The organism is Paenibacillus sp. PL91 (genome assembly GCF_012935325.2).
Taxonomy (GTDB): Bacteria; Bacillota; Bacilli; order Paenibacillales; family Paenibacillaceae; genus Pristimantibacillus.
Genome location: NZ_JABBYG020000002.1, coordinates 612,203 through 627,636, shown reverse-complemented (window position 1 = coordinate 627,636; position 15,434 = coordinate 612,203). Strand labels below are relative to the sequence as shown.

Sequence of the window (15,434 nt, the reverse complement as noted above, 5' to 3'; positions counted from 1 at the left end):
ATGGGGAAAACGTCTAATTACCGTCAATCGATGCCCTCGAGATGAAAGATGCCGCAGTTAATGGCGGACGCAGTCACACGGGGCTCGTATTGCCATCTAATTTCGGACTGCCGTTGTTCGAATTGCTCGCGAATCGCCGGCTTATTTTCTTCAAGCCCATTCTTTATGAGCGGCTCATAATAGCCGCTGATCCGCTCGAGCTCCTCCTCAAGCCTAGCGGAGGCACTTTCTGCCCAGCTGTAATCATAGCTGCGTAGCTTTCGCTCAAGCGCTTGCTCGACGATGCCAAGCGCCTTGTTGAAGGAGATGCCATTTTTGGTGATATGGATATTGGCAGGCAGGCGCGGTGTAAGCTTGTGATTGAGCAGTCGATCGTAAAAAAGCTCCACGCACTGGCCAGTTGCCAGTGAAACCCCGTAGCAATGAATCTCCTCGCGCTTGCGATCGCATGCGAACTCAACTCGCATATTGACGCCCAGCCATGCGGTATACGGCGTAGAGCTGAAAGGATTGCTGCTGCGCTTATCCGGCTCCTGAAATAGATACACGAAGCTGCCCTTCGCTTTGGCTGCGTCAAACAGCATATCCAGCTTGCGCGCGCCAAAGTACAAATCTTCGCGGGGAACGCGGGCAGGCGCGGCCAAGCTGCCATGCACGAAGCCAAGTGAGCGTCCAAGCGCGGCATTTGCTGCGGCATCTTGAGACGTGATGGCTGGATCTTGCGGAATGGCAGCAGCTTCATTTTTTTTCAATTCCTCGGCAGCGTCATATTTGTTTTTATCCGTCACAAAGAGGAACGTCATCGTCTCAGGTTCAGCGCCGACTCGGTCCACGAAGCTCCAATAATAGGGCCGGTTCGTAAGCTCGCGATCGGCGTGAGGAGAGAGCTTGACCGTAAAATGGTTGGGCGATTTCTCTAATATGGAGCATTCTGTCGCTTCTAAGTAACGATTTACGAATTTGTGCACTTGCTTCTCGTTCAAGGCTGCACCTCCACGGTTTGTCCAAGCGAATCCAAATTTACAAGCAGATCGGGACTTGCTGGCAGCGGATTTTCACCGATCATCACCTCTTCGCGAATCCGGCTAAGCGAGGAGCCCAAATGATTGATTTTATTTTTCAATTCCGCTTCATTGCCGGCTTCAAGCAGCATTCGTGCGAGGCGCTGCTCAAGCGAGCCGTCCCCCTTCTCAAAGCGCTCCAATATATGATCCAGCTCTCCGATGACAAGCTCGAACAGATTGATTTTTTCATGCAAAAGATTGACGATATGCTCCTCGATCGTGCCGATGGTGCATAGATTGTAAATTTTGACGTCTTCTTTCTGCCCAAGGCGATGGACGCGCCCAATGCGCTGTTCCACACGCATCGGATTCCAAGGCAAATCGAAATTGATCATATGGTGGCAAAACTGCAGATTTATACCTTCGCCGCCTGCTTCTGTAGCGATCAAAATTTGAGCGCGGCCGCGGAACAAATCCATCATCCAGTCCTTTTTGCCGCGGTTCATGCCGCCTCGATACGGAACGGCAATCATATTTTGCGCGCGGAAAAACTGCAGCAAATATTCCTGCGTTGCCCGGTACTCGGTGAAGATGATAACCTTGTCATTCATTTCTTTGACAAGCTCCATCGCTTTTTCCGCTTTCGTATTGGCTTTGATATCGCGTATTTTCTCAACGAGCTCCCATATTTTTGGACGCATCGGAGAATCCTCAGACGTTTTCTTAAACAGGTTGACCAGCGTCAAAAATACAGCATCGCGGCTGCTGCATACTTCGCGCTGCAGCGTGACGAGGGAGAGCATGCTAGATAAATCGCCGCCGCTCTCTTCATAGCGCTCCTTCACGAAGCCTGTAACCGCATCGTAAAGCGCCTTTTCTTCCTCGGACAGCGTAAGAGGTATATTTTTGACAAACCGTTTCGTGAAATGGATACCGCCGTCTCCGCGCCGATTGCGAATCATGACGCCCGACAATGCTTCCTGCAGTTGATCCTCATTTTTTGGAAGCCGCTTGTCGACAACAAAGTTCGCGGCGAAATCGCTTTGCCCGCCTAGCTGTCCAGGCTTTAACAGCGTAATGAGATTGAACAGCTCGTCCATATCGTTTTGAATCGGAGTAGCCGTAAGAAGCAAGCAATATTTTTTGCGCAAAAGATTTGCAAACTGGTAGTTCGTCGTTTTCTTGTTTTTTAGTTTATGAGCCTCGTCGATAATAATTAAGTCGTAGTCGGTCCCAAGGACAAGCTCGCGATGGGGATCACGCTTAGCGGTATCGATAGAAGCTACGACAACATCATAACCCCAGGTATGCTCCTTCTTTTGGGCTACAGCGGAAATGCCAAATTTCTGGTTAAGCTCGCGCACCCATTGAAGAACAAGGGAGGCAGGGACGAGAATTAAGACGCGCTTTGCTAGTCCTCGCACAATATATTCTTTGAGAACGAGCCCTGCTTCTATCGTTTTGCCAAGGCCGACCTCATCGGCAAGTATGGCACGGCCGCCCATTTCATGGACAACCTTGCGCGCAGTGCTAATTTGATGCGGCATCGGCTCGAAGGATGGCAGCGATCGCAAACATAGCAGTTCCTCGAAGCTTTCAATTCGCTTCGCTTGTTCAGCCTCAATAGCAAGCTGATATAACGTCCAATCATCCCATGGTCCGTTTTTGGAGAGACGATTTTGCAGCTCCTCAAACCAGGTGCGGTCACACTGCAAATCGACTAAAGGATGAAGCTTGCGCGTAACGATTGCTGTGCCTGCTTCGGCTGAGGCAGCCTGCGGCGTTGTCGGGATAGTCATTTTGAGCAGCTCCTTCCGCAGTAAAAGGGATAAGTTGTAATCAGTATTGCCTTTTCATCCAATAATAATAAGAAGGCGATTAAAAAAGAGAATGGACAAGCAAAAGAGTGAGAGAGGCCATGTAAGCGGGGAATGCTGCAATATTTAGCCATTAACAAGCATGAATATCAATATGTAGTAGTGTATAATGGTTTTAACACACAATATATTGTACTGAATGCATATAATATCTTAAATATGCTTGCAGCGCAGAGGTTCGAAGGAGGAAGTGGCAGAGATGGAGACGGCTAACGGCAAGCGACTTGAAGGATTAAGCGAGAAAATTTTTTTGGATCGATATGCTTGGAAAAATGCAGATACGAGCAAAACGTCGATCGGGGATATCGTACTCGTCCTGACGAAGGATGATCCGAAATTTCCGGCGAAGGAAGTAGGGGAAGTGATCGCGCGTGAAGGAAATAGCGTTACGGTTAAGCTTAGAAGCGGGGAGCTAATCGAGTCGAGCGTCGAGAAGCTGACGCTTACGATTGAGAAGACTCCTGAGCAAATGTGGGATCGTCTTGCGGGAGCGATGGCTTCCGTTGAGGCTGATAGGGAGAAGCAAGCGGAATGGCAGCAGAAATTCAACTATATTTTGGACGATTGGAAGCTAGTGCCCGGGGGACGAATCGCTGCGGGGGCAGGTGCGAGCGAGGAGCTTACGTTGTTCAACTGTTACGTTATTCCTTCGCCCAAAGATAGCAGGGGCGGCATTATGACGACGCTTAGCGAGATGACTGAGATTATGGCGCGCGGCGGAGGTGTGGGAATGAACCTCTCTTCGCTGCGGCCTCGCCGAGCGATAGTCGCAGGGGTAAACGGGTCATCCAGCGGCGCCGTCTCGTGGGGAGGCTTGTTCAGCTACACGACTGGATTAATTGAGCAGGGAGGAAGCCGCCGTGGAGCCTTGATGCTTATGCTGAATGATTGGCATCCGGATGTGCTGGAGTTCATCACAGTCAAGCAAACGATGGGCCAAGTGACGAATGCGAATTTGTCGGTTTGCGTAAGCAATGCGTTCATGCAGGCTGTTAAAGAAGATTTGGATTGGGAGCTTGTGTTCCCGGATACGAAGGAAGCAGGCTATGACGATTTATGGACGGGAGATATCGAAGAGTGGCGGCGGTTAGGCAAGAGGATCATTCCATACAAAACCGTGCGCGCTCGTGAGATATGGCATGCGATCATCGAATCGGCATGGAAATCCGCAGAGCCCGGCGTCGTCTTTATGGAGTATTACAACCAAATGTCTAACAGCTGGTATTTTAATCCAATTATTAGTACAAATCCGTGTGGTGAACAAGGATTGCCTGGCTGGGGCGTATGCAATTTATCAGCTGTGAACCTATCTAAGTTCTATGATGAGGAAAAGCATGATGTCGCATGGGATGAACTTGCCAAGGTTACGCGTTGGTCCGTAAGGTTTCTTGATAATGTGATCGATAAGACGCCGTATCATTTTGAGGAAAATGAGCGCAATCAGAAGCTTGAGCGCCGCATCGGACTTGGAACGATGGGGCTTGCAGAACTAATGATTAAGCTAGGCGTTCGTTATGGCAGCGCGGAATCGTTGATTTTTTTAGATAGGCTATATGCGTTTATGGCTCGTGAAGCTTATTTGGCATCAACCGAAATTGCTGAAGAGAAGGGCTCATTTCAAGCATTCGATGCTGAAAAGTATGTGCAAAGCGGGTTTATGAAGCACATGTTCGCCGAGTTTCCGGAGATAGGGGAAGCTGTTGCGAAGAGAGGCATGCGCAATGTGACCGTCATTACTCAGGCGCCTACCGGAAGTACGGGGACAATGGTCGGAACCTCCACAGGGATTGAGCCTTATTTTGCATTTGAATACTTCCGTCAGAGCCGGCTCGGATTTGACAAGCAAGATGTTCCCATTGCTGCGGAGTGGAAGGAAAAGCATCCGGGTGAGGAGCTTCCCGATTACTTTGTGACGTCAATGAGCTTGTCGGCGGAGGATCATATTCGCGTACAGGCAGCGATTCAGCGCTGGGTTGACAGCTCGATCTCGAAAACGGCCAACTGTCCGGCTGACTTCACGGTAGAAGAGACGGGCCGGCTTTATGAGCTTGCATTCGAGCTCGGCTGCAAGGGCGTAACGATTTACCGGGATGGCAGCCGTGATGTACAGGTGCTTTCAACGAAGAAGGAAGATTTCACTGAGGCTAAAACAGAAATAGACGAAGTGCAGTCGATTTCCGCTTCTTCGCCTGATGAGGGCGGTGACGAATATTTTGATGCCGATTTAGTTGAGGCTGCTGTGCCCGCTATTCCAACGGAGCTGGTTGTCGATAAGCAATACAAACGCCGGCCGCAGGTGCTTCGAGGTGCGACCTATAAGGTAAATACGCCATTTGGCATGGCTTATATTACAATTAACGACTTGAACGGTACGCCAGCCGAAATATTTTTGAACGTAGGCAAAGCGGGCTCGGATGTTTTTGCGATGGCTGAAGCATTAGGACGCGTCTGTTCGCTATTTCTGCGTTATGGCGATCATGGAAACAAGGTGAAGCTGCTCATTAAGCATCTAAAGGGGATCGGCGGCTCAGGGGCGATTGGATTTGGCGTGAATCGGGTGGAGTCGATTGCAGACGCTGTAGCCAAATCGTTGGAGCTGCATCTGGCGAGCGGAGAGGAGCAGGTTGTTTCGATTGAAGCACAGTCTGAATCACATTTCCTTTCTAATGGAGAAACAGCTAAAGGTGACATAGGGGCAAGCGACCATCATCTTCATGAGGAAATAACATCAAGAGATTTATGTCCATCCTGCGGCTCCGCGTCATTAATTAATATTGAAGGCTGCAAGCAGTGCAGCGTTTGCGGGTATAGCAAATGTAATTGATAGGTGGATTGAGGGGAATGTAACACCTGTGCGTGTAGTTCAACGGAACAAAGGAGCAGTTTGCCTCGGCAGCTGCTTCTTGTATTTTTTAAGCTAAAGGTACGTGAGTTAATTGGGAAATTCTAGATTCAATGAACTTAGAATGATATCATTAAAGGATTAGGAGCGGGATTATGAGGAGTGAGATTTGATGCACGCAGAAAAATTGAAACTAGAAGAATATATTAACAAATATATGGAATTGTGGGACTTTTACGGCGTTATTCAAGTCATACGAGAAGGCAAAGTGCTTTTTGAAAACGCATATGGTTATGCAAGTATAGAATTTGGATTAAAAAACGATATAAATTCGTGCTTCTCAATCGCCTCCCTATCCAAACAGTTTACTGCTTTCGCAATAATGCTCCTATATGAAGGGAAACTGCTCGACATCGATAAATCTGCACGATTATACCTTCCTGATGATATGAAGATTGACAAATCAATCACGGTACATCATTTATTATCGCATACCTCTGGCTTATATAATTTTTATAATTTTGAAAATGATTTTTTTGCTGGATACAACAGAATGGATTATTCGCGAAACGATTTCTTCCGGCGCTATATTAATAAAAAGCCAACAAAGCCACCGGGTACGACATATGATTACAATAACTCAAACTATAATTTGCTCGCATGGATGATTGAAAATGTTTCAGGAGAGAAGTATGAAGATTATATTCGAAACCATATTTTTCTGCCTTTAAATATGATGAACAGCGATGTTGATGATGGCTGCAAACCTATTAAAAACAGATCATGTAATTATGTAAAAGATTTTGATGCAACCATCAAAAGCCCGTATTTTAACGAGAAATTTAGCATCGGTGCAGGCGCTATCATTTCAAATTGTCATGATTTGTACAAATGGTATATCTGTTTGAGGGATCGGAAAATACTGTCGCAGAAAACGTATGCCAGGTTTTTTAACGAAAACGAAAACAACTATTGTTATGGACTTGAACGTCAGTATGTTTATGGCACAGACAGGTATTCCCATGGCGGAGATCACCTCGGCATAAGCACTTATATGCAAAATTATTTCGATGAAGATATTTGTATCATCATTCTTTCAAATAATGAAGCTATCAATCAGTACAGGTTGGGCAATGCAAGCTCAGATATTTTGCATCAAGTAGATGTAGGTGCTCCAAAAAAACATGAAGAGCTTCCCATCAACGAAAGCAGACTTAAAGAGTATTGCGGAACATACTTGAAAGATAAGATCCAAGTTGAATATTTTAATGGAAAATTATATTTCACGAGATTTTCCGGCAATCTTCATATAGAAATCTATCCGGTAGGTGACAGTAGATTTGCTCGCAGATATTCTGACCAGATCCATCCCTACAGCATTGCTGAAAACGAAAATGGCAAAATGACGTTTTTCGGGTATATCAAGGATAGCTCTGAGTCGGAACGAAGTTAGGCAATGATGTCAATTTCCCGCCCCATTTTTTTGAAAAGAGAGTATGAATTTCGAAATTGTTACCTAACCAGTACATTCAAGATTATGAAAATTATGAAAACTAATCCATTTTGTAACAAACGGAGGGATCGATCGGAGTTTGTTTTTGCGCGTGCTATAATAACGAGACCAGGCTCAGCACAGGTACCGGATCTCGTTATGTGTTTGGAGTTTCTGCATTATGCCGCTTGGTTTTTTGGGAGCCATACCAGGAATATCGTCTCCACATAGGGAGTACTCATCAAATGAATATGGCCATGATGCGCTTCGGCGATTTCCTTGACGATCGAAAGTCCGATGCCTAGTCCATCGCCTTTCCTTCCCCCGTCAGCCCGATAGAACCGTTCGAAGATGCGTTCATGATTCTCGGAAGCGATTCCTTTTCCCTTGTCCTTTACTGTAATGCAAACATCCCCATTTTCTTCAACAAGTCCTATTCCCAGAAAACGGCCCTCACTCCCGTAACTAATCGCATTGTCCAACAAATTGCGAATGGCGCGTTCCACAAGAGACGCATCTATAAACGCCTCTACCTCCTCATCGGGAATGTCCGCTTCAACCGTGAAATGTTGCCCATCCAAAAACAACAGGTAGTCGGCCACTATTTTCCGCATCAATTCGGACAAGTTGGTCAGGGCGAAATGAAGCTTATGCGCGTCCGTATCCCGCCGTGAGACGTCCAATAGTTGATCCAGCAGTGTATCCATATAGCGGGATCGCTGCAAAATGATTTTCGCGCCGGTCTGAAGCTCGTTCTCGTCTTTATACGAACTTGTGCGAATCGTTTCGGCATAACCCAGTATCATCGTCAGCGGTGTTCTCAAATCATGGGAAAGATTGGACAGCAGAAGCTTTCGCCGGTTGTCGAATTGCTCGATTTGAGCGGATTGGCTTTGAATCCGGTGCGCCATCGCATTGTAATGCCGGGTAAGCTGGCCGATTTCATCCTTCGACTTATCCTCGAGAACGATAACATCGCTTCGCAAACTGACTTGACCCAGCGCTTTGTTCAGCTTGCCGATGCGCCGATTGATCGAGGAGAAAAACCATAGAGATAGAAAGTAGGGCACTAAGGCGGACAATAGCAAGGGCAAGGTTAACGTATACAGGACCTTGAACGTGCGCGCATAGAAGAAGAACTGTCCTCCTTTCATCGCTTCGCTTGGCACACTCAAGAGCAAATAATAGGATTGCCCGTTTTGGCTAAGGGAATAAATGAGCGTTACCGGTTCGTGTTCACCCCAAAGGTTGGTCGGCATGTTCACCATGCGATTCGCCAATTGCTTGAAGTCGTATTGTTGCGTTCCGTCGGAAGTATCGTAGATCACCGACCCGTCCGAAGCGACCCATTGCAGGCGCATAGCCGGATTCCGGCTTTGAACCGAATCCAGCAGCGGCTGAATGTTATCCTTGCCGAAAGCGCCTTGCCGCTCGATGAAACTAAGGGTTTCATGCGAAATCGAATTCAGCTTTTCCAAATTGTAACCCTTGTTCCAAACCTCTCCTACAACCAAGGAAAGCAAAACAAACAGAATGAAACTGCTCACTGCGCTGATCAGCATGATGAGCCATAGCTTTGTACGATTCTTCATAAACCATCTCCTGAAAATCGATATCCGATGCCTCGAACAGTATGAATATGGCGCAGAGAATCGGGAGCGTCATCCAGCATAGCGCGGAGCCGGTTAATAAAAACGCTCAAGTTGTTGTCATCGTAATTCTCGTGCTTCCAGACATGCTGGTAGATGTATCTTCTGGTCAGCACGCGATCGGGATTTTTCATAAACAATTGCAGCAGCTCACATTCATATGGGGTTAAAAAGTGCCGTTGCTCGCCATTTTGCAGAACCAAATCGTCTACTTCGAGCACCAGGTTGTTTAATCGTATGACCTCGGATTGATGTGGCGTATGGGAACGATGCCTCCTTAATTGAGCTTGTACCCGCGCGAGGAGTTCCATCGGACTAAACGGCTTCGTGACATAATCGTCCGCTCCCAAGCCGAGCGTATCCACTTTATCCTGTACTTCTCTTCTGGCGCTAAGCGCGATAACGAGCGTATTTGAACGGTTTTGACCCAAATAGCGAAGGACCTCGAAGCCATTTCCGTCGTCCATCATGATATCCAAAATCATTAATTCAATGGGATGCTTCTGCATCTGCTCGATCGCCTGTCGCCCTGACTCGGCCTCGATGATTTGCAATCCTGCCCGCTCCATGTGAATGCGGATCAGCGCACGAATGTCAGGCTCGTCATCGACAATTAGAACTTTACTCATGTCTCGACCTCTCTCCGCTAAAGGTACCAGCCCGTTAAGATTTCATTAAGAAAAAGTTCGGGGGCTATTGATAAAATAATAATGCAGTACATAGTAGAGGAAAAAGGAGGTAGTGGTTCATCTTACGGGTCTGCTTGCTACAGGTTTGCATGAAAAACCAATCGATTCGGAGGTAGGATTCTTGGAGAAAAAACTGTTAATTGTTGTAAATCAAACCGGTAGGAAGTTCGAATTTGTAAACAAAGAATGCGATCAAGACAAGATGGAGATCGAACCATACGCCTCCTCTAACTTGCCAAGCATTAATCTCACATCGGGACAGCACGGTGCAGGATGCGACATACCTGATTGCAGCGATAAAGAGTATTTCCTCAAACATCATATGGAATTTAATGAAAACGTTGGAGCTGTTGATAAATGCGTCTATTCTTTCTGGTACAATGATTCGAAGGATCAATATTATTATTACAAATATCCGTCAAATCCGCCAGATCCGATAAATCCGCCTGATCCGTTTGAAGATGCTAATGTCATTCCAGGCAATGTTTCTGCGGCTGCCACTAAAAAGGCCATCTATATCAGGGATGACGATACACTTTTTATTACCGATATCTATGAAAAAGAATAATCAGCAGTGATAGAAAGGAACACGCGCCCTGAATCAAGGCGCTGATCCTTTTTTGGATCGAATTCTGCAACAAATCGACTTTAACGCCGGTCTTCAAATTCTAATGAGTCCTGAAACAACAATAACGGAGCTGCGCGGTTTTGCGGGCTCCGTTATCTAATTATTTCTGGAATATCAAACCTCTTATCGGAATACAAAACATGCAGTCTTACATAACCACGCATTGAAATATGTCTCCCTACATGCAAAACGAGCCTTAGATTCGATTCTAGAGGCTCGTTTTTTTTATTATTTTAGAATTTAGAAATTAGAATTATCCAAAGAAATCACAACCATCTTTGGGCTAAATTTTAGCACCAACCTCTTTCAGGCCAATCTTCCCCATAAATCACTGGACCTGGATATGCACTTGCACTGGTTGCTCCCGAAAATGTTAGTAACATACAGACTACTAAAAAACCAGTAATAAAACCTAATCTTAATTTTCTCATCAATATTTGTCTCCTTTATGGTGTGTTTATTAAGCGAAAATCTTTGAAAGACATATTTTAACAGAGAATGGTAATATTTTACTAGTGCTAAATAGACCAATACTTTATACCCTCAAATTATTGAGGTTTCTTTTTTATGTGGTAGAAATTACCTATACCCGATAAATTGAATCATAGCTTTACTTACGCGACTTAATAAAAATGGTATTTTGAGTGGGCGGATCTATTATCAAATCACTATTTTTATCAAAGACAGGGGATAAATAATCATCTTGGTTATGATCGCCTAGCGCCTCGTATTTAGATGCGATTTGAGTATCCCAGATTGAATATTGCGTAAAGTGAACAACTAGTAGTCCTTGTGGATTAATTAGCTCATCGAACTCGATAATTTGTAATTCAAATTTTTCAAAAGGATAAATTTTTTTAAGGCTCGTGATTCCTTTTGCTTCTGTGTCATGCGGCTTCCGCTGCAAGACAGCCATACAGAAAATGACATCGAATGGACCTTGCTTGCGGATTTCATTAAGTGATGAATATATAAAGTTAATTTTCTCGTCTACGGGGAGTTTTCTGCATATATCTAAGCTTTGTTTGTTGATGTCTGCACCAATGATTTGAGCATTTGGGAAATACCGACGAAGCGTTAAAACCTCTTCGCCTGTGGAGCAGCCGTATGAAAGTATTTTTAAATCTTGTTTACCATCGAAATAGTCGCTGCAAGCTGAAAAAATGGTTGGGTAACGATCCAAGTAGGTGAGGGAAGTCGTTTGGTGAACATTTTTAGCGTTTAGCAACCGCATAAGAAAGATGGATCGAAAGTTTCTATCGACAAATATGCGATTCGTGGTCACCATTGTATTCCACAAAACATATAAAGCCGGCACTAACAGTTTTAAAATTGGATGATTTGAAGATTGGTGTTCCTTAATCCGCTGCTTTGCAGTTCCAATAATTTGCATACCTAATTTTGAATTCATATACACGTGTCCATTCTAATTATTATTTTTAAATCGTGAAAACTAGCTAGTCGTTAAATCGAGCTTGTCTCACAGTCATTAATAGTAACATTGTTCTTTATTGGGAACAACATTTTTTGAAAATTTGTTTTGTTGATATAAGGATGTAGTTTGCCATTCCAGTAATGAAATGGTCGAGTTTAAATAAAAGGAGAGGCTTAATATACGGTTTCTGTTCTTAAAAAAGTACAATTAAAGAATGGCACTGGGGTATGATTGCTTCACTTCCAACCGAGAGGAGCTGCCAGAATGAAGAGACGCGGAGATCGGTGGCGCTGAGGGAAACCTGACAACGCAGATCGAGGCCCACTAAGCTTGTTAATTATCGATTGGTATTGTTTAATTATAATTAAACATGCTAGAGATTAGTTAGATAAACTTCATCTATAATCTACTTATGAATCCAGACATGTTTTGATCTACATTGAAACATAATTCCGGGAAGGGGATAGCTATGAAAATCGGCTTACTAATTGTGGACATGCAAAATATATTCATGAATGAGTTAGCGGACAAACATCAATTGGAATCCGCTTGTGAGTATATTAATCATGTTTCAGGTTTATTGAGGGCAGCAGAGCAAACCGTTATTCACATACAGGACATGGAAGGTGCAAATGATGAGAGTGATCCGGAGGCTAGAAAAATAATTTCTCAAGTGTCCATTGGACCAAAGGATATTGTGCTTGAGAAAGAGTTTTCGAATGCATTTTGGAAAACGGATTTGGAACAGATCCTTCGAGATCAAGGTGTTGAATTGGTTGTAGTATCTGGCTTTGCCGCTGAACAATGCGTTACGTTTACTTTAAACGGCGCGGTGGAGAGAGGGTTCCGTTCAGTGATTTTACAAAAGGGAATCCTGAGTACGAAGCAGGATGCAATTAGCTCCATTTACCGTGATCGGCAGGTCGTATCCTACTCGGTGATCGAATTCATGACGAATATTCTCAAATAAGACCTCCACGGGCGGTTTGACCCCGCCTAACGCGTGTAGAAGCTGTTATTGACGGCTTTAAGCTATCGTTATTATAATTGATCTATGTCTACGCCAATTATATCAACTAAACTATATATTCCCCCGCCTCGGCCTAATGCGGTATTTCGCCCTCGACTTTTTGAGCGGTTGAACGAAGGTTTGAGCCGTAGACTGACCCTTATATCTGCCTCCGCCGGCTACGGTAAAACAACGCTGGTCAGCGAATGGCTCGTCGGTTGTGAACGACCGTTCGCTTGGCTATCGCTCGACGAAGGGGATAATGACCCAATACGCTTTCTGTCTTACCTTATCGCAGCATTGCAAAAGATTGCTGCGAATATTGGAGAGAGCGTATTTGGCATGCTCCATTCCCCCCATGGCCCGCCGATTGAATCCATTCTAACTACTCTGATCAATCAACTCACAGCTATTCCTGACCATTTTATCCTTGTCCTTGACGATTATCACGTCATAGACGCCAAGCCGGTTGAGAAAGCGCTAAGCTTAATTATCGAGCATATGCCGCCGCAGATGCATATGGTCATCATAAGCCGTGAGGATCCACATCTACCTCTTGCTCGGTTGCGCGTCCGGGACCAACTGACTGAGCTGCGTGTCGCAGACTTGCGTTTCACTCATTCTGAAGCAGCCGGATTTCTAAACCAGATGATGGGTCTAAACCTTTTAACCGAAGACATCGCCCTGCTTGAAGCCCGCACAGAAGGCTGGATTGCAGGCTTGCAATTAGCCGCGATCTCCATGAAGGGACTTAAGGACACCACAAGTTTTATCAAGTCCTTCACTGGCAGCCATCATTTTGTGCTCGATTATTTGATTGAAGAAGTGTTGCAGCAGCAGCCCGAAAGCGTTCAGACTTTTTTGCTGTGCACTTCTATCCTCGATCGCATGTGCGGCCCTCTTTGTGATGCCGTTCTTAGCAGAGCAGAAGGGGAACAGACGGACGCAGGTGTATTTTCCAAATCTTCCTTACACCAGGGAGCCTTTTCAACCGGTCAAGAAACCTTGCTAGCGCTCGAGCACGCTAACCTTTTCATCGTCCCATTGGATAACGAACGGCGCTGGTACCGTTATCACCATCTTTTTGCAGATTTGCTCCGGCAGCGATTGCAGCTGAGTGCCCAATCGCCTAAAGGGGATGCGGGAAGCAGTGCAGCCGAATTACATGTACGGGCGAGCCGGTGGTATGAAGAGAACGGACTGGAAATAGAAGCTTTCCAGCATGCGGCTGCCGCTAATGATATTGAACGTGCTGCGCGCCTGATCGAAGGGAACGGGATGCCCCTGCACTTTCGTGGCGCAGTCGCCCCTGTGCGGAACTGGCTGGAGTCGCTTCCATCCGCGATACTGGATGAGCGGCCCTCGTTGTGGGTGATCTATGCTTCGGTTTTATTGTTTGGCAGCCAAATGGCTGGCGTCGAACAAAAACTGAAAGCAGCAGAAGCAGCTCTGCAAGGGGCCGAGCCAAACGAGAAAACCGATGACCTTATGGGGCATATTGCTGCTATTCGCGCAACGCTGGCTGTTACTCAGCACGAGGCAGAAACTATTCTTGTCCAGTCGCGACGCGCCCTGGAATATTTGCACCCAGGCAACCTGCCTGTCCGCACAGCAACTATCTGGACGCTGGGGTATGCCTACCATCTTCAGGGAGACCGTGTCTCGGCTACAAAAGCCTATACCGAAGCGATATCGATCAGCGAGGCGATTGGCCATTTCATTATTACCATAATGGCTACTATTGGCCTCGGCAACATGCAGGAAGCAGACAATCGGCTCGATATGGCAGCTAAGAGCTACCGCCGTGTTCTGCAATTGGCGGGTGATTTGCCGCTGCTAGTTGTCTGCGAAGCTCATCTTGGCCTGGCTCGTATAGGTTATGAATGGAACGACATGGATGCTGCCGGGCAGCACGGCCAAAAGAGCGTCCAACTTGCGATTCAATTAGAAGATACAGATAGATTGGTAGCTTGCGAGCTGATTCTCGCCCGCTTAAAGCTTGCCCAGGGTGATCTGGGGGGCGCAGCCGCTATTGTGTCAAAAGCGGCTCAGTTCGTTCGCCAGCATCATTTTGTGCATCGGGTGTCTGAGATTGCTGCCGTCCAAGCGCTTGTACTGCTTCGTCAGGGCCATCTGGCAGCAGCGGCGAAGCTGGTTCAGAAACACGAAATCCCCCTCGTTCAAGCTCGGGTACATCTGGCTAAGGGAGACACAGCGGCTGTGCTGGATGTTCTCGTTCCGCTGCTCCGGCAGATGGAGGCAAAGGGATGGGAGGATGAGCGGCTCAGGATTATGGTGCTGCTGTCAGTCGCTCTACAGGAGCATGGCGAAAAGGATAAGGCAATACAATTGCTACGTGATGCCTTGGCACTAGCAGAGTCCGGCGGATTCATTCGAATCTTTATCGACGAAGGTATTCCGATGGCTGGACTATTATCTGATGCGGCTGCTCGCGGGATAATGAAGGACTACATAGTCAAGTTGAAGGCTGTTTTTGAAGCTAAAGGGCAGAGGGGCGATGATTATGTACCGGCTGTCCAGCCGCTTATCGAGCCTTTGAGCCAACGCGAGTTAATAGTGTTGCAGCTTATTGCCCAAGGACTCTCGAATCATGAGATTAGCGATAGACTCTTCATTGCCCTAGATACGGTTAAAGGGCACAACCGCAGAATTTTTGGGAAACTTCAAGTTCAAAGACGCACGGAGGCTGTAGCCCGGGCTCGCGAGCTGGGATTGTTGTAATTTTGGGTACAGAAATATCTCTAAGCAACACCAAAGTGTCTATACGATAATATCGGCTTGCAAATAT

Annotated in this window: 11 protein-coding genes; 5 read left to right on the top strand and 6 right to left on the bottom strand. The window is 46.1% G+C overall.

The window, feature by feature from the left end:
- Nucleotides 1-23: 23 nt before the first annotated feature.
- Together HI950_RS08310 and HI950_RS08305 are read right to left on the bottom strand one after the other, a co-directional pair.
- Nucleotides 24-983, bottom strand: a complete 960-nt coding sequence (locus HI950_RS08310; protein WP_169083381.1) for a YqhG family protein — start codon at nt 981-983, stop codon at nt 24-26.
- Nucleotides 980-2,803, bottom strand: a complete 1,824-nt coding sequence (locus HI950_RS08305) for a DEAD/DEAH box helicase (RefSeq protein WP_169083380.1) — start codon at nt 2,801-2,803, stop codon at nt 980-982. The genes HI950_RS08310 and HI950_RS08305 overlap by 4 nt, the downstream gene beginning before the upstream one ends.
- 277 nt (nt 2,804-3,080) lie before the next feature.
- Here HI950_RS08305 and HI950_RS08300 point away from each other — a divergent pair, with 277 nt between their 5' ends.
- Together HI950_RS08300 and HI950_RS08295 are read left to right on the top strand one after the other, a co-directional pair.
- Nucleotides 3,081-5,705: an adenosylcobalamin-dependent ribonucleoside-diphosphate reductase gene (locus HI950_RS08300; protein WP_169083379.1), complete on the top strand. Its 2,625-nt coding sequence runs from the start codon at nt 3,081-3,083 to the stop codon at nt 5,703-5,705.
- Between the two features lie 190 nt (nt 5,706-5,895).
- The gene (locus HI950_RS08295; protein ID WP_169083378.1) at nt 5,896-7,176 is read left to right on the top strand and encodes a serine hydrolase domain-containing protein; all 1,281 of its coding nucleotides are present in this window, start codon (nt 5,896-5,898) and stop codon (nt 7,174-7,176) included.
- 218 nt (nt 7,177-7,394) lie between these two features.
- Here HI950_RS08295 and HI950_RS08290 read toward each other — a convergent pair whose 3' ends face one another.
- Both HI950_RS08290 and HI950_RS08285 read right to left on the bottom strand, forming a co-directional pair.
- Nucleotides 7,395-8,807 (bottom strand): sensor histidine kinase, encoded by a 1,413-nt coding sequence (locus HI950_RS08290; RefSeq protein ID WP_169083377.1) that lies wholly within the window; start codon nt 8,805-8,807, stop codon nt 7,395-7,397.
- The gene (locus HI950_RS08285; protein ID WP_169083376.1) at nt 8,804-9,493 is read right to left on the bottom strand and encodes a response regulator transcription factor; all 690 of its coding nucleotides are present in this window, start codon (nt 9,491-9,493) and stop codon (nt 8,804-8,806) included. The genes HI950_RS08290 and HI950_RS08285 overlap by 4 nt, the downstream gene beginning before the upstream one ends.
- 181 nt (nt 9,494-9,674) lie before the next feature.
- Between HI950_RS08285 and HI950_RS08280 the strand changes: the two genes are divergently transcribed.
- A complete protein-coding gene (locus HI950_RS08280; protein ID WP_169083375.1) occupies nt 9,675-10,121 on the top strand; it encodes a hypothetical protein in 447 nt (148 codons plus the stop codon).
- Nucleotides 10,122-10,471: 350 nt separating this feature from the next.
- Here the strand turns inward: HI950_RS08280 and HI950_RS08275 are convergent, their stop codons facing one another.
- Both HI950_RS08275 and HI950_RS08270 read right to left on the bottom strand, forming a co-directional pair.
- The gene (locus HI950_RS08275; protein WP_169083374.1) at nt 10,472-10,612 is read right to left on the bottom strand and encodes a hypothetical protein; all 141 of its coding nucleotides are present in this window, start codon (nt 10,610-10,612) and stop codon (nt 10,472-10,474) included.
- A 179-nt stretch (nt 10,613-10,791) separates the two neighbouring features.
- Complete coding sequence (locus HI950_RS08270) at nt 10,792-11,592, bottom strand: class I SAM-dependent methyltransferase (protein WP_169083373.1); 801 nt, start codon at nt 11,590-11,592, stop codon at nt 10,792-10,794.
- A gap of 493 nt (nt 11,593-12,085) precedes the next feature.
- Between HI950_RS08270 and HI950_RS08265 the strand changes: the two genes are divergently transcribed.
- Nucleotides 12,086-12,586 carry a cysteine hydrolase family protein gene (locus tag HI950_RS08265; protein WP_169083372.1) on the top strand — a complete coding sequence of 167 codons (501 nt, stop codon included), beginning with the start codon at nt 12,086-12,088 and terminating at the stop codon, nt 12,584-12,586.
- Between the two features lie 180 nt (nt 12,587-12,766).
- Nucleotides 12,767-15,367, top strand: coding sequence for a winged helix-turn-helix domain-containing protein (locus HI950_RS08260; RefSeq protein ID WP_486187803.1), 2,601 nt, complete (start codon nt 12,767-12,769; stop codon nt 15,365-15,367).
- Nucleotides 15,368-15,434 lie beyond the last annotated feature (67 nt).

Excerpts from the sequence above, each read along its gene's own strand:
- HI950_RS08305 (WP_169083380.1), bottom strand. The coding sequence starts at position 2,803 with ATGACTATCCCGACAACGCCGCAGGCTGCCTCAGCCGAAGCAGGCACA.
- HI950_RS08300 (WP_169083379.1), top strand. The coding sequence starts at position 3,081 with ATGGAGACGGCTAACGGCAAGCGACTTGAAGGATTAAGCGAGAAAATT.
- HI950_RS08295 (WP_169083378.1), top strand. The coding sequence starts at position 5,896 with ATGCACGCAGAAAAATTGAAACTAGAAGAATATATTAACAAATATATG.
- HI950_RS08290 (WP_169083377.1), bottom strand. The coding sequence starts at position 8,807 with ATGAAGAATCGTACAAAGCTATGGCTCATCATGCTGATCAGCGCAGTG.
- HI950_RS08285 (WP_169083376.1), bottom strand. The coding sequence starts at position 9,493 with ATGAGTAAAGTTCTAATTGTCGATGACGAGCCTGACATTCGTGCGCTG.
- HI950_RS08275 (WP_169083374.1), bottom strand. The coding sequence starts at position 10,612 with ATGAGAAAATTAAGATTAGGTTTTATTACTGGTTTTTTAGTAGTCTGT.
- HI950_RS08270 (WP_169083373.1), bottom strand. The coding sequence starts at position 11,592 with ATGAATTCAAAATTAGGTATGCAAATTATTGGAACTGCAAAGCAGCGG.
- HI950_RS08265 (WP_169083372.1), top strand. The coding sequence starts at position 12,086 with ATGAAAATCGGCTTACTAATTGTGGACATGCAAAATATATTCATGAAT.